Source organism: Jeotgalibacillus sp. ET6, assembly GCF_029667115.1.
GTDB lineage: Bacteria > Bacillota > Bacilli > Bacillales > Jeotgalibacillaceae > Jeotgalibacillus.
This window is the reverse complement of sequence record NZ_JARUIU010000002.1, coordinates 580,135-593,865: the sequence shown is the minus strand read 5'-3', so window position 1 is coordinate 593,865 and position 13,731 is coordinate 580,135. Positions and strand designations below refer to the sequence as shown.

Here is a 13,731-nt window from a genome sequence, read left to right as displayed (position 1 = left end):
ATTCGTTTTCTTAATTTAAACTGATTTCGGCTGCTCTTTTTCCTTCTCCACCACATTGACCATATAGTCTTTGCCCCATGTATACATGGCATCCAATATTGGCATCAGGCTCTCGCCATTTGCAGTTAAGGAATATTCAACCTTCGGGGGCACTACGGGGTAAACTTCGCGATGAACAATCTGATCTTCTTCAAGTTCCCGAAGCTGATTTACAAGCATCCGCTGGGTAATGCCGGGCATTAATGATTTTATTTCACCAAACCGCTTAGTTCCCTCTTTGCCTAAATGCCATAAAATCAGCATCTTCCACTTGCCGCCAATAACAGACAGCGTTAATTCCTTTTCACAATGAAATATTTTATCCTGCATTCTAGTCATTTTATCGCCTCCAAAGCCTGTTATCTCTCATAGTATACTTTTTAACACTATGTAAGAAAAAAGTGCGTACTTACATAAATTGATTATAACATGTATACTTTCATCTATGTTCATTTTTAAATGAATGATTTCACAAAACACACGAGGAGTGACGCAGAGATGGAATTACAATTAGCACTTGATTTAGTAAACATTCCAGAAGCAATTGAATTGGTTAAGGAAGTTGAAGAGCATATCGATGTAGTTGAAATCGGTACTCCTGTTGTGATAAATGAAGGACTTACAGCAGTTAAGCAAATGAAAGAAGCCTACCCGAACTTAAAAGTCCTGGCAGATCTTAAAATTATGGACGCTGCAGGCTATGAAGTAGGCCAGGCCGCTAAAGCTGGCGCAGACATTGTGACCATTCTTGGAGCAGCTGAAGATGCATCCATTAAAGGTGCTGTGGATGAAGCAAAAAAACAAGGTAAAAAAATTCTCGTTGATATGATGGCGGTTAAAGATCTTGCCGCACGTGCAAAAGAAGTAGATGCTTTAGGCGTAGACTACATTTGTGTTCATACAGGCTATGACCTTCAGGCAGAAGGCAAAAATTCGTTTGAAGATCTGCAGACGATTAAAGATGTAGTTAAAAATGCGAAAACTGCAATTGCAGGCGGCATTAAACTAGAAACACTTCCGGAAGTGATTAAAGTACAGCCGGATCTAGTGATTGTTGGCGGAGGAATTACCGGACAAGATGATAAAAAAGCAGCAGCCTCAGCGATGCAAAAGCTTATCAAACAAGCATAATCTGCCATGCAGACTGTACAATACGCAGCTAAAATCGTTGCGGAATTAGAAAAGTCTGCTGCGTTACTTTCCGATCAAGAGGCTGAGAGGTTAGTAAACAGCATTCTAAAAGCTAAAAAGGTTTTTGTAGCAGGAGGCGGCAGGTCTGGCTTCATGGCAAAATCCTTTGTCATGAGAATGATGCATATGGGAATTGACGCCTATGTTATCGGAGAAACCGTCACCCCGACTTTTGAACAAGATGATCTGCTTATTATTGGTTCAGGGTCCGGCGAAACAAAAGGGCTGGTTTCAATTGCTGAAAAAGCCAAGAGTATTCGCGGAACAATTGCAGCTGTCACGATTAACCCGGATTCGACCATAGGAAAGCTCTCGACTTTTACTGTCAAGCTTCCAGGTGCGCCAAAGGATCAGTCTCAAAGCGACTTTCATACGATCCAGCCGATGGGCTCTCTTTTTGAACAAACCTTATTGGTGTTCTATGATGCATTGATCTTACGATTCATGGAGAAAAATGAACTTGATAATGATAAAATGTATGGAAAACATGCAAATCTCGAATAAAAAAAGCTGTTCAGTAAGTCCGTGCAATGACGGACTGCTGACAGCTTTTTCTTTTGCTATTCTTTAATCACTGAAAACAATTCCAAAATGAATCTTTGCCAAATGATTAAAATTTTCTTCTCTAATTTCTTCTTTTTTACTTTCTCCATTCGCCCACTGTGTAAACGTCTTACCCGTCAACGTTTTATTACCTTCTTTAGTCAGCTGGGTAATCAGGAGCTGTTTATTAAATGGCGATCGCTCTTCGTCAATCAGCTGATCTCTTAATTCATTCCATGATGAAATTTCCACTGGATCAGGAGAAAATGCATACCCTGTTCTCCAATCATCATCTTTATGCCTTACGATCATTTCCAAAATAAAATCATCTTCTCTCGATCGAATTCGGAATTTCCCATTAGAAGTCTCAACGCTCTCACCGCTGAACGGAACGGGAGCAAGCGGCAGATTCCCGCCAAATCCTGTGTCAACTAAGTAATCCCGATTCTCATAGGTCAGTTTTATTGCGGCATGAGTCTTGCAAAGGCACTCCATGTCATGGTGTCAGCATTAAAAACCAGCCCTTTCATCATGCTGACCTGAAAACCATTTTCGGCTAAAAATAAGAAAAGGACAGTGTTTAATTCATAGCATAGTCCTCCCTGTTTTAGAGTCAGCAGCTTATGAATCATAAACTCATCAGTCAGATCATCCCTATCTTTATTCATAATCGCCTTGTTTTCGAAGGGAATGCTATACGCTGTTTTTTTAAGTAATGATTGTAAATGAGCAAAATCCAGGGTTTGATCCATCGAAAATCCTATTCGCTGGCGGAACAATTCGTTGATTTTTATGGGCTTCCTCCTTTAAAAGTGAATATGTATAGCAGGAACGGTTCATTTCCGTTCCGGACGGATGCTTTCCGTGGGGCGGGAGGTGAGCCCCTTCCATGCTGATGCATTTCACGGTCTTCCCCTTCCCGCTTACTCCCACAGGAGTCACCGTCCTTCACTACAATGAACCTATTCTTTTAAACTTTAAGTCATCATATTAAATGAACTGATGGTTAGATAATATAATCTTCGTTCTTACTTCTACTTTTTTAGAAAACAGGAACCGGTTCATTTCCGCTTCGGACGGATGCTTTCCGTGGGGCGGGAGGTGAGCCCCTTCCATGCTGACGCATTTCACGGTCTCACCCTTCCCGCTTGCTCCCACAGGAGTCACCGTCCTTCACTTCAATGAACCTATTCTTTTAAACTTTAAGTCAACAGATTAAATGAATAGATGGCTAGGTAATATAATCTTCGTTCTTACTTCTATTTCTTTTTAAAAAAGGAACCGGTTCATTTCCGCTTCGGACGGATGCTTTCCGTGGGGCGGGAGGTGAGCCCCTTCCATGCTGGCGCATTTCACGGTCTCACCCTTCCCGCTTGCTTTCACAGGAGTCACCGTCCTTCACTTCAATGAACCTATTCTTTTAAACTTTGGTTGGATAATTTAATCTCATTATAACTTATCATAATTTTTAGGAGAGAACCGGTTCTTGCTTTTCCTTGAGCCTCATTAAATAAATCATCATCCTAAGCATTAAAAAAGAAAGAATGTTTTCATGAGTGAATTCATGAAAACATTCTTCGTAAGGATGAAGCTAATTAATTTGTAACTTTGTCTTTTTTAATTTGCTTGCTTCGGAGCTGACCGCATGCTGCGTCGATGTCAGAGCCCTGTTCAACACGGACGCCGCAGTTAATGCCGCGATTCAGGAGCGTTTCGTAAAATTCAACGATTGCTTTTTTCGTGCTTCGTTCATATTGATTGTGTTCGTCAACCGGGTTGTACGGAATCAGGTTGACATAGGAAAGGTGACGCTTATTGCTGAGAAGATTGGCAAGCTGCACCGCTTCTTCCTTGTGGTCATTGACATCTTTTAGCAGAATGTATTCAAATGTAATTCTGCGGTTTGTTTTTTCTAAATAGTAATCAATGGCCGGCATCAGCTTTTCAAGCGGGTACGCACGGTTAATTTTCATAATCTGCGTACGCAGTTCATTGTTTGGAGCATGAAGAGAAACAGCCAGATTGATCTGAATATCCTCATCTGCAAAATCATAAATCTTATCCGCAAGACCGCTTGTTGATACCGTAATGTGACGCGCGCCAATTGAAAGGCCTTTTTGATCATTTACGACGCGGAAAAAGTCCATCATATTTGGATAGTTGTCGAATGGTTCTCCGATACCCATTACAACGATGTGGCTTACACGCTCGTCTTTGCCCATGCTGTCCAAATGGTGCTGAACATTCATGATCTGCTCTACAATTTCTCCGCCAGATAAATCACGGTTCTTCTTCAGAAGTCCGCTGGCACAGAACGTACAGCCGATATTACAGCCAACCTGAGTTGTTACACAAACAGAAAGTCCGTAATTAAATCGCATCAGTACAGTCTCTATCAAGTTGCCATCTTCAAGCTTGAATAAAAACTTAATCGTACCGTCTTCTGACTTTTGAACGACTTCTTCCTTCAAGGACTGAATATAGAAATGCTCTTCAAGCAATGCCACACAGTCTGAATTTACGTTCTTCATTTGAGAAAAGTCTGTTACACGTTTTTTATACAGCCAATCCCAAATTTGTGCTGCACGGAACTTTTTTTGTCCCTGTTCCACCAGCCACAATGTTAATTGCTCTAATGTTAATCCATAAATGGATGTTTTAGTCATGTTAAAACCCTCTTTTCAAAAATTCACCTTTAAAGGTAAATCCTTTTATTTCAGTGACTTGTCCAGTTTTCGTTCGTTGTTTAACGTTACGTTCTTAATTTGCATCACCCGTTATTTTACCACAAATTAAGATGGAATTAAAGTGCTAAGTTCTCTTCTTTCATTACTACACAAAAAGAGGCTGGGACAAATATATGTCTCAACCTCTATAAACCGGTTCTCTGCGCTTCAAGTCGACGCTTTCCGCTCCGTTCACCTCGTATTTACTAATAAGAACTGAATTTAAACTGCTTTCACTGTTCTGTACGAGCCTTTTTCCTACGTTGTTATAACAAAAATCCCGCCGCAATGGGAGACTGCCTGATATTCACATTGACCGTAGGAGTTCAGTGCTTCCCTTATTTCATCCGCCGCGAAATAAAATTCGTCATGGTCCCAGTGAGCAAGGTTTTCTTTTTTACAGTGCTCTAATTGCTCCCGGTTATCAAATGCAATATCTCCAATAATGATTTTCCCTGTTTTCGAAAGCATGGGAAGCAAACCTTGAATAAAGTCGACTTTATCCTGGTCCGTTAAATGATGCAGAGCATAGGTGCTGATAATCCAATCGTACTGTTTTTCTTTTACTGACTTAGGGAGTCCTTTGGAAAAATCCCACTCCATTAAGTTGGCTTCCGGCATTTTCATTTGAGCAAGCCGGATCATCTCGGATGAAAAGTCAATCCCATCAATCGAGTGGCCATGCTCATAAAGCTTCCCTGTTAACACTCCAGTACCGAACCCAATATCAAGAACAGTTGATTGTGGATTTTTCATCACTTCATTAAAGATCATATTTAAACTTTTTTTGTAGCCTGCAAATGGGTACACATTGTTTTCTTCGCTCACCTGAACGGTCTTATCGTACTCATTTGCCCAAAGATTAAAACCTTTTTGATCTAACATCTTTACATGCTCCTCCTGAATAGAACGTTCGCATTCCGGTAGAAGCCGATTATGCTCTTCCGCTCTATTTCTTTTTTTCTTTTCCTCTTATGTCATTGTCATGTATTCGTTTAGTGTTTTTCATGTGATCTCCGCCTTTCTTGAATACATTGATTTTACCATAATTTTCTGATGATTTAGTGCAAAATTTAGATTACTCCTTAAGAAAGGTGCGGATATGGTCATTTACCAATTCAGGCTGTTCAAGATGCACCCAATGAGTCGCATCCACAAGAACCGTCCTCCCATTTGTGCATTGCTTTTCGTTTTCTTCTGCAATGGCTAGAGAAAGGAAGGAATCGCGAATCCCCCAAATGATTTGGACAGGGACCGTGATGACAGCAGGGTCTTCCTGTTTCTGTTTCGTTTTCAGCGCCCGATACCAGTTAATCATTCCAGTAAGAGATCCCTGCTTCGACCAGGCTTCCTCATATAACTCCAGGTCTGAATTTGTGAATGTATTTCTCCGGCTTGTCGAGAGAAGTGCCCTTTTCATCTGTTTAAACTGATTTTTTTGCAGCAGCCATTCAGGCAATGCTGGAAATTGAAAAAAGAAGACATACAGACTTTTAAAAAGCTGCATTGGCTTTCTTTTAATCGTATTTTTCATGACGGCAGGATGCGGACTATTGAGTATGACTAACTTTTCTACCCATTCAGCCCGCGTCGCTGCAAGATGCCACGCCACAACCCCTCCCCAGTCGTGACCGATGATGACTGCTTTATCCCGGTCGAAGCTTTGGATCAGCCCTATCACATCATCCCGCAAAAGGTTCAGTCCATATGCGTTTACACCGGATGGCTTATCACTTTTATTGTAGCCGCGCTGGTCAGGAACGACGACACGATAACCCTGGGCCACAAGGCTGTCGATCTGCTCCCGCCAGCTGTACCAGAACTCAGGAAATCCGTGCAGCAAAATCGCCAGCGGACCATCTTGCTTTCCAGCTATTCCAACATGCAGCTTGATGCCGTTTGTTTGTATGAAGCTGAATTCCATAGTAGTTCCTCCTTACTGGAAATGGTTACTATACTGTTTTCTCTTCTATCTGAAAGTCAAACTAAAAAAACTGCAGAATACACTCTGCAGTTTCGTTTAGAAATTATTTACTTTTCAATTCTTTTACAACTTGCACGACCTTAGAAGGCTCCACTCGCTGTGTGTAGTCAGACTCAACCTCAGCAAATATAATTTCACCTGAGGAATCGATCACAAACGTTGCAGGCTTAGGCAGCTCCCAATCGTCGTTTCCATTATGACCCGGCACATCCAGTCCGGACTCTTTATAAACGGCAATTAAATCCTCCGGCATTTTAAATACAAGATCAAACTGCTCAGCTACGCCGTTGGCATCATCACTTAGTACAGTAAATTGCAATTCGTTTTTTTCCTTAGTTGATAAAGAAGCATCCGGTTTTTCCGGGCTGATCGCGATTAGTGATGCTCCAGCTTCTTTTATCGCTGAAAGCTCTCTTTGGTAGGCTTTTAATTCAAGATTGCAGTACGGGCACCAGCCGCCTCGATAAAAGGTTAAAATAACAGGGCCATGTTTCAGCACATCCTCCAGTGAAACATGTTCGCCAGCCGCATTTGGCAAAGTGAAGGCTGGTGCCTGATCTCCTTTTTGCAGACCTTGTGCAACACCTGATTCTTTTAGCTCACGGGTAGCGTTCGCCATAATTTCCTGTTTTTCTTTCGGCGCCTTTTGTTTAAATTGTTCTTTATAAGCTTGAATTTCTTCTAAAAGTGTTGTCATTTGAATGCCTCCTTTTTACGATGAGACCACTATAGCATGAAAGAAAGGGCTCATGCTTTTAATCTGCCTGACGAAATGCAGCGCGTTTAAAATCCGGTTGCAAAAAAAATAAAGAGCTTAGGACAAAAATGTCCCAAGCTCTTTGACTGGTTCACTTCTTACTATTTATAAATACTTACTCATTATTTAAACGTTTTGAGTTCTGTCCCAATCCCTTTAGGTTCCTATTTATGAGTATTTCATCAATCTGTGCAATTGTTGAAGACGGTGAATATTAACCACCTTGAACTTGTATTCTCAACAGCTGAAAATCCCGATAAGTTAGATTTTCTTAACTTTTTGATTCAGAATTCTCTTGCTCGTTCATCCGGGGCAGTACATTGTTAAAAATATCATTCATCGTGATGACACCGACGAACTCAGAACCGTCCATAACGACGGCAAGCTGCTCACTGGAGCGCCGCATGCTGGAAAGAGCTTCATGCAAGAGTGTACCCGGCTTCAAAACGAATGAGGGGCGTGCAAGTTCCCACACCGGCTTGTCTGCCGGCTCCAGCATCGTATCGCGTACATGCAGGACTCTTGGAGGTGCTTGATCCTCCGCCATAATAAGAATCCTTTTGTGCCCGGTGCGTTGTGTGGCTTCCTGGACATCCTGTGCGGTGGCTTCTGAATTAACCGCAGTCGCAGTTGTATTTTTCGAAAGCAGGTCCCCGACCCGCAAGGTTTCCAAATCCAGAGCACCTGAAATTGGTCTTCGGATGGACGGGTCCAGCGCCCCGACATTCGCCGAATATTCCACAAGGTGCCGGATGGTTTCGGCATCCTGGCCGCCAACCGCTGCAGTATTAACAGGTTCTACACCAGATGCCTTCACAAGGCTATTAGCTATATTGTTTACCCATAATAACAAGGGGCGGAATGGTCGGATAAATATCCGTGCAGGCAGGCCAATCATTATAGCCGAAGCCTCAGGATGCGCAATTGCCCATGATTTTGGCGCCATTTCACCTATGACGAGATGCAGAAACGTTACAATCAGCAGGGACAAAAAGAAAGATGTCCCATCTGCCAGCCAGTATGGAAGACCTGCCCCAGCAAATAGCGGAGAAAACCAATCATCCACTGCCGGTTTCGTTACCGCACCAAGAGCGAACGTACATACTGTAATGCCTAATTGTGCACCTGCCAGCATGACGGTAAGTTCATTCACTGATTGCAATGCAGCCCTTGCGCCGCGGTTCGTTCGCGCTGCCTCTTCAAGTCGATGACGCCGGGCTCCAAGAAGTGCAAATTCGATGATAACAAAGAAGGCACTTAATGAAATTATTCCTGTTGTTACTAAAATCACTATTAAGGGGTTACTCATTACTCCCCCTCCTTACCTGTTCCGATTCTGAATCAATGTGCGTTTCTGTTTTATCGATTGTCAAGTTAACCAGGGTTGGAACCCTTTTATCCACCTCGATAATCTGTGCTTCTAAGGACCGGCGGACTGGCTCATCGTTTACAAGATCAGCGGGGTCCTCCGGAAGCTCTACCGTTATTTTTTCATTAACAGCTGGGAGGTTTCCATAATGAGCAATAAGCATTCCCGCTATTGTTTCATAATCACCACGCGGCAGCTCGTATCCAATTTCGCGTTCGGCTTCATCCACGTGAACATCTCCGCTCATTTGCCACGAGCCTTCTCCTTTAGATTTGACTAAAGCTGGCATTTCGCCGCTGTCGTGCTCATCTGAAATTTCTCCAACCACTTCTTCAGCCAAGTCCTCCAATGTCAATATTCCAGTAAAGCCGCCATACTCATCAATAACACAAGCAAGATCGTCTTTTGTCTCACTCATTCGTTTTTGTACATCTGGCAGCGCCATTAAAGTAGCCACGACTAATGGAGGTCTCATAATTGCAGTTACAGAGTCATCATCAGCGGCAGATGACGACAGTACATCCACAAGATGCACCACACCGATGGGTTCATCTTCTGTATTAACAACAGGATAACGGGTATGTTCCTTTGCCATTAAAGACCGCACCTCTCCTATTGTCATGTCCGGATTAACGCTGCGCGCGCGGGAACGAGGTGTCATGGCATGTTCAACGTTACGCTGCGGATAGTCTAAAATTCGATCCAGTAAAATAGATAAGCCTTTTGGCAAATCACCGCTTTCACGGGAGTCAGCGACGATGGATTCAAGATCACGAGCGTTGGCACTGCTATCTAGATCATGCACTGGCTCGATTCGCAAAAGCCTCAAAAATTTATTAGCTGACTGATCAAAAAATTTAATCAGCCATCCGAAAATCTTAAGATAAATATTTGTTGAGGAAGCGAGCTTTCGAGCTAATGGCTCAGGATTCGCAATCGCAAGGTTCTTGGGATATAATTCACCAAAAATCATCTGTACAATGGTTGAAACACTCAAAGCCAGTACAGTACCGACTGTGATACTAACTGCGGCAGGCACCCCTGCGCCGTCAAGCAGCACACTTAAACTCTCCCCTACCAAAGGCTCGGCAACATACCCAATAAGCAGGCCTGTTACAGTGATGCCGAGTTGAGCTCCAGAAAGCATGAATGATGTCTGGTTTGTGACATTTAAAGCACGTTTAGCTTGTGTATCCCCTTGATCTGCCAGTGAACGCAATCGTGAGCGGTCAACAGACATGTACGCAAATTCTTGAGCGACAAAATATCCATTTGCGGCGATTATCGCGAGAATCACGAGAATGCCGAGCAGCAAAGTAAGCACAGCTGTTAACATAAGCAGTTTACCACCTTATAAGCATAAATGGATTGGAGACAATAATCAGGCTCCTGAACAGACGAACTGTCACTGCTTGAGTCAGAATCACCAGATTCGCTGTTAGTGGACAACACAAATTTCTTATTCATTATTTTATTTCCTCCGTTATGTTCGTAATTTTTTCAGAATACAGAAGGGCTCGTATAAAAGCAATCATTTAGCTTATTATGCACTGAGACCTATCCCCTTAATGTAATAAAGTTAAACCAGCGTTCGCATACCAAATAAAAAACAGGGATATTACAGAAGAGTCCATCTCCTCTAATATCCCTGTTGCGTCATGCATTTATATATGTGAATAATTCCACCAAGTTATGTAGTTGGTGGAGACGGTGGGAGTCGAACCCACGTCCAGAAACTTCAACACTTAAGCGTCTACGAGCGTATTCAATCTACTTGCAATTCGCCAGCTCTTATGCCGATTGACAGGCGTCCAAGTGGCTAATCTGATTGGTCTCTTCAGTCGACCTCAGATGGTGGCCGAACAGCGTATCCCACTGATAAGTGAGCCTCATTCAGGTCTACATGGGCGATAGACAGGTGAGGCCTCAAGTGCGTATTAGGCAGCTAGAGCTAAATCTTGTTTGTTGTTAACTATTTGTGTTGACGTTGATGACGAAGACGATCCCTCCGGCTCGCGACTCAAGCTCGAACCATTCCTGTCGAATCCGTAACGTCCCCTTGATCAAGGAAGAAAAAGGATGCTATCCAATTTCCTGTACGGGATTCCCAAATGTATTCGGGAATTTGAGCAGCTCATCGCTAGTAAGCGACTACAAATAGTATACCATAATCTAAATTTTTTTCAACCCCCGCGCCTATCGCTGGCTGTCTTTAAAGGCCCGTGCCATTTCACGCTTGGCTTCTTTCTTCTTCAGGGTTTCACGTTTATCATAATTCTTTTTACCTTTGGCAAGACCAATTAGTACTTTTGCGAAGCCGTCTTTTAAGTACATTTTTAACGGAACAATGGAATAGCCCTGCTGCTTGGTTGCCCCTATTAATTTATTAATCTGCTGTCTGTGAAGAAGCAGCTTACGCTCACGCAGCGGATCGTGATTAAATTGATTTCCCTGTTCATAAGGGGAAATATGTGCATTGTTTAAAAACACTTCTCCGTTTGATATACGGGCAAATGAATCTTTTAATTGCACACGGCCATTTCGAATTGACTTGATTTCTGTTCCTCTCAGGACGATTCCCGCTTCATATGTTTCTTCGATAAAATAATCATGGTTGGCTTTTTTATTTTGTGCCACCACTTTTCCAGAACCCTTTGGCATAAGTGACCCCTCCTTGTAGCGGGCAAGGCGGCAGTGATTGTTCACTGCCGCTCCCGTACGTTATTTCCGTTTTTTCTTACGGCTTTTTTGATTCTTTTTCTTTGCACTGCTTGGAATTCCTTCATAAAACTTTTGCTTTTTCTTTTTCTTCTTTTCAGAGGAAGCAACAGATGGACGCTCGCCGCCTGAACGGCCTTGGCCCTTGCCCTCTTTATTCTTGTCACGGGAACGTCCGCCACGTCCGCCGCCGCTTTGTATCACGCGTGCTGTATCTCTGCGCTCTCGTCTCGGTGTGCCTTTCATGCCGACGATTTCAAAGTCGATTGCCCGCTCTTCTTTATTCACATTGACTACCCTTACAGTGATCTCGTCGCCAATTCGGAATACATTGGCTGTCCGTTCACCAATCATAGCCATATGCCGATCGTCAAAGCGGTAGTAGTCATCTGTCATATAGCTTACATGCACAAGCCCCTCGATGGTATTAGGCAGCTCGACGAACAGACCGAAGTTTGTAACAGAAGAGATGACGCCATCAAATTCTTCCCCGATTTTATCGAGCATAAATTCGGCTTTCTTCAGTTCATCTGTTTCACGTTCCGCATCCACTGCACGGCGTTCGCGGCCTGAAGTATGAGCAGCAATTTCAGGAAGCAGCGCGTTCCATTTCTGCTGGGTGCGCTCGTCTGTCTTTTTGTTAATCAGATACGTTCTGATTAAACGGTGCACGATCAAATCCGGATATCTTCTGATCGGAGAGGTGAAATGTGTGTAGAACTCAGTCGCAAGACCAAAATGGCCGAGGCTGTTTTCATCGTATTTCGCCTGTTGCATGGAACGAAGCATCATAGTGGAAACAACCATTTCCTCCGGACGTCCCGCTACATCATCAATGATCTCCTGCAGGGCACGCGGATGGATTTCATTACCTGATCCTTTAACAACAAGACCGAAATTCGTAATAAATTCAAAGAACCGCTGAAGCTTTTCTTCTTTTGGATCCTCGTGAATACGGTAAATAAACGGCAGGTTCATCCAGTGGAAATGTTCTGCTACCGTTTCATTGGCAGCAAGCATAAACTCTTCAATCAGTTTTTCTCCTACCGAACGCTCACGGATGCCGATGTCTGTCGGATGCCCTTCTTCATTTACAAACACTTTTGCTTCTTTAAAATCAAAGTCAATGGCTCCACGGCCAAATCGCTTGCCGCGCAAAATAGCTGCCAGCTTTTCCATGTCCTTAAACATTGGCACAAGCGGCTCATACCGTTTCATCAGCTCTTCGTCTTCATCCACTAAAATGGAGTTTACATCAGCATATGTCATCCGCTCATTGGTCCGGATTACACTTTGGAAAATATCATGGTTGATGACGCCGCCATTTTGATCAATTTCCATTTCACATGAAAGAGTTAAGCGGTCCACCTTTGGATTGAGTGAACAGATGCCGTTGGATAAACGGTGGGGAATCATGGGGATAACCCGGTCAACTAAGTATACGCTTGTTCCGCGGTCATAGGCTTCTTCATCCAATGGAGATCCTTCTGTCGCATAGTGGCTGACATCCGCAATATGGACACCTAAAAGATAGTTGCCATTCTCCAGCTGCTTCAGCGAAATCGCATCATCCAGATCCTTTGCGTCCGCACCGTCAATTGTTACTGAAACCTCTTCGCGAAGATCACGTCTTCCTTCAAGATCAGAAGGATCAATTTCATCCGGAACTTCATTGGCCTGTTTTAAAACCTCAGGCGGGAATTCAACTTCTATACCATGCTTGTGAATGATCGATAAAATGTCCACACCTGGATCGTTTTTATGACCGAGGATCTCCTTTACTTCACCCTCTGCACTTTTTCGTCCATCGGGATAAGCTGTAATTTCAACAATCACCTTATGGCCTTCAACGGCTCCCTTGCTTGCTTTTTTGGGAATAAAGACATCACTTGTCATTTTCTTATCGTCCGGAATTACAAATCCGAAGTTTGAGCTTTCTGTATAGGTTCCGACGATTTGAGTCACACCGCGTTCAATAATGCGGACTACCGTGCCCTCTCTTCTGTCACCGGATGGAGATTCTTTTGACACCCGGACAAGCACCGTATCTCCATGCATGGCGTTAGCTGTTTCGTTCGGCGGAATAAACACATCATCAAGACCCGCCTCTTCCGGAATCAAAAAGGCAAATCCTTTGGCATGGCCTGAAAGCTTTCCGCGCACCAGATTCATTTTTTCAGGAAGTCCGTAGCGGTTGCTTCTTGTGCGGACAATATGCCCCTTTTCTTCAAGCACGACAAGTGCCTTTACCAGGTATTTAAAATCCTCAGAATCCTTTATATTAAATTGTTCTTCCAGCTCCTGTACTGTCAGCGGCTTGTACACTTCATCCCGCATAAACGCTAACAGGCTGTCTTTCATTTTCATTAACTTATCCTCCATTGACCTAATCCCTCCTCTGCAG

Annotated in this window: 14 protein-coding genes and 1 other RNA gene; 2 read left to right on the top strand and 13 right to left on the bottom strand. The window is 43.3% G+C overall.

Translation table 11 applies throughout. The features are described 5' to 3' along the window. Window positions 1-15: 15 nt before the first annotated feature. Window positions 16-378, bottom strand: coding sequence for a winged helix-turn-helix transcriptional regulator (locus P6709_RS08080; RefSeq protein WP_278240386.1), 363 nt, complete (start codon window positions 376-378; stop codon window positions 16-18). Between the two features lie 159 nt (window positions 379-537). Here P6709_RS08080 and hxlA point away from each other — a divergent pair, with 159 nt between their 5' ends. Both hxlA and hxlB read left to right on the top strand, forming a co-directional pair. Beyond that, window positions 538-1,170, top strand: a complete 633-nt coding sequence (hxlA, locus tag P6709_RS08075; protein WP_278240385.1) for a 3-hexulose-6-phosphate synthase — start codon at window positions 538-540, stop codon at window positions 1,168-1,170. Between the two features lie 6 nt (window positions 1,171-1,176). After that, a complete protein-coding gene (hxlB, locus tag P6709_RS08070; protein WP_278240384.1) occupies window positions 1,177-1,734 on the top strand; it encodes a 6-phospho-3-hexuloisomerase in 558 nt (185 codons plus the stop codon). 63 nt (window positions 1,735-1,797) lie between these two features. Here the strand turns inward: hxlB and P6709_RS08065 are convergent, their stop codons facing one another. From P6709_RS08065 to rnr, 12 genes are all read right to left on the bottom strand, one after another. Next, window positions 1,798-2,268 (bottom strand): arylamine N-acetyltransferase family protein, encoded by a 471-nt coding sequence (locus P6709_RS08065; protein WP_278240383.1) that lies wholly within the window; start codon window positions 2,266-2,268, stop codon window positions 1,798-1,800. Further along, window positions 2,235-2,525, bottom strand: a complete 291-nt coding sequence (locus P6709_RS08060) for an arylamine N-acetyltransferase (protein WP_278240382.1) — start codon at window positions 2,523-2,525, stop codon at window positions 2,235-2,237. The genes P6709_RS08065 and P6709_RS08060 overlap by 34 nt, the downstream gene beginning before the upstream one ends. Window positions 2,526-3,368: 843 nt before the next feature. Next, window positions 3,369-4,439, bottom strand: coding sequence for a 23S rRNA (adenine(2503)-C(2))-methyltransferase RlmN (gene rlmN / locus P6709_RS08055; protein ID WP_278240381.1), 1,071 nt, complete (start codon window positions 4,437-4,439; stop codon window positions 3,369-3,371). Between the two features lie 318 nt (window positions 4,440-4,757). After that, window positions 4,758-5,384: a class I SAM-dependent methyltransferase gene (locus P6709_RS08050; RefSeq protein WP_278240380.1), complete on the bottom strand. Its 627-nt coding sequence runs from the start codon at window positions 5,382-5,384 to the stop codon at window positions 4,758-4,760. 193 nt (window positions 5,385-5,577) lie between these two features. Further along, a complete protein-coding gene (locus P6709_RS08045; RefSeq protein WP_278240379.1) occupies window positions 5,578-6,423 on the bottom strand; it encodes an alpha/beta fold hydrolase in 846 nt (281 codons plus the stop codon). Between the two features lie 103 nt (window positions 6,424-6,526). Further along, the gene (locus tag P6709_RS08040; protein WP_278240378.1) at window positions 6,527-7,180 is read right to left on the bottom strand and encodes a peroxiredoxin-like family protein; all 654 of its coding nucleotides are present in this window, start codon (window positions 7,178-7,180) and stop codon (window positions 6,527-6,529) included. Between the two features lie 331 nt (window positions 7,181-7,511). Then, window positions 7,512-8,549, bottom strand: coding sequence for a CNNM domain-containing protein (locus P6709_RS08035; RefSeq protein ID WP_278240377.1), 1,038 nt, complete (start codon window positions 8,547-8,549; stop codon window positions 7,512-7,514). After that, window positions 8,542-9,945 (bottom strand): hemolysin family protein, encoded by a 1,404-nt coding sequence (locus P6709_RS08030; protein ID WP_278240376.1) that lies wholly within the window; start codon window positions 9,943-9,945, stop codon window positions 8,542-8,544. Before P6709_RS08030 ends, P6709_RS08035 begins: the two co-directional genes overlap by 8 nt. Continuing rightward, window positions 9,939-10,076, bottom strand: a complete 138-nt coding sequence (locus tag P6709_RS08025) for a hypothetical protein (RefSeq protein WP_278240375.1) — start codon at window positions 10,074-10,076, stop codon at window positions 9,939-9,941. Before P6709_RS08025 ends, P6709_RS08030 begins: the two co-directional genes overlap by 7 nt. Before the next feature lie 232 nt (window positions 10,077-10,308). Next, window positions 10,309-10,668, bottom strand: a transfer-messenger RNA (tmRNA) gene (gene ssrA, locus P6709_RS08020). Between the two features lie 137 nt (window positions 10,669-10,805). Further along, window positions 10,806-11,270: an SsrA-binding protein SmpB gene (gene smpB, locus P6709_RS08015; RefSeq protein ID WP_278240374.1), complete on the bottom strand. Its 465-nt coding sequence runs from the start codon at window positions 11,268-11,270 to the stop codon at window positions 10,806-10,808. Between the two features lie 60 nt (window positions 11,271-11,330). Continuing rightward, window positions 11,331-13,709: a ribonuclease R gene (rnr, locus tag P6709_RS08010; protein ID WP_278240373.1), complete on the bottom strand. Its 2,379-nt coding sequence runs from the start codon at window positions 13,707-13,709 to the stop codon at window positions 11,331-11,333. Window positions 13,710-13,731: the final 22 nt, after the last annotated feature.

What these genes read in the sequence shown, in the direction of transcription:
- P6709_RS08080 (WP_278240386.1), bottom strand. Translation starts at nt 378, where the DNA reads ATGACTAGAATGCAGGATAAAATATTTCATTGTGAAAAGGAATTAACG.
- hxlA (WP_278240385.1), top strand. Translation starts at nt 538, where the DNA reads ATGGAATTACAATTAGCACTTGATTTAGTAAACATTCCAGAAGCAATT.
- hxlB (WP_278240384.1), top strand. Translation starts at nt 1,177, where the DNA reads ATGCAGACTGTACAATACGCAGCTAAAATCGTTGCGGAATTAGAAAAG.
- P6709_RS08065 (WP_278240383.1), bottom strand. Translation starts at nt 2,268, where the DNA reads ATGGAGTGCCTTTGCAAGACTCATGCCGCAATAAAACTGACCTATGAG.
- P6709_RS08060 (WP_278240382.1), bottom strand. Translation starts at nt 2,525, where the DNA reads ATGGATCAAACCCTGGATTTTGCTCATTTACAATCATTACTTAAAAAA.
- rlmN (WP_278240381.1), bottom strand. Translation starts at nt 4,439, where the DNA reads ATGACTAAAACATCCATTTATGGATTAACATTAGAGCAATTAACATTG.
- P6709_RS08050 (WP_278240380.1), bottom strand. Translation starts at nt 5,384, where the DNA reads ATGTTAGATCAAAAAGGTTTTAATCTTTGGGCAAATGAGTACGATAAG.
- P6709_RS08045 (WP_278240379.1), bottom strand. Translation starts at nt 6,423, where the DNA reads ATGGAATTCAGCTTCATACAAACAAACGGCATCAAGCTGCATGTTGGA.
- P6709_RS08040 (WP_278240378.1), bottom strand. Translation starts at nt 7,180, where the DNA reads ATGACAACACTTTTAGAAGAAATTCAAGCTTATAAAGAACAATTTAAA.
- P6709_RS08035 (WP_278240377.1), bottom strand. Translation starts at nt 8,549, where the DNA reads ATGAGTAACCCCTTAATAGTGATTTTAGTAACAACAGGAATAATTTCA.
- P6709_RS08030 (WP_278240376.1), bottom strand. Translation starts at nt 9,945, where the DNA reads ATGTTAACAGCTGTGCTTACTTTGCTGCTCGGCATTCTCGTGATTCTC.
- P6709_RS08025 (WP_278240375.1), bottom strand. Translation starts at nt 10,076, where the DNA reads ATGAATAAGAAATTTGTGTTGTCCACTAACAGCGAATCTGGTGATTCT.
- smpB (WP_278240374.1), bottom strand. Translation starts at nt 11,270, where the DNA reads ATGCCAAAGGGTTCTGGAAAAGTGGTGGCACAAAATAAAAAAGCCAAC.
- rnr (WP_278240373.1), bottom strand. Translation starts at nt 13,709, where the DNA reads ATGGAGGATAAGTTAATGAAAATGAAAGACAGCCTGTTAGCGTTTATG.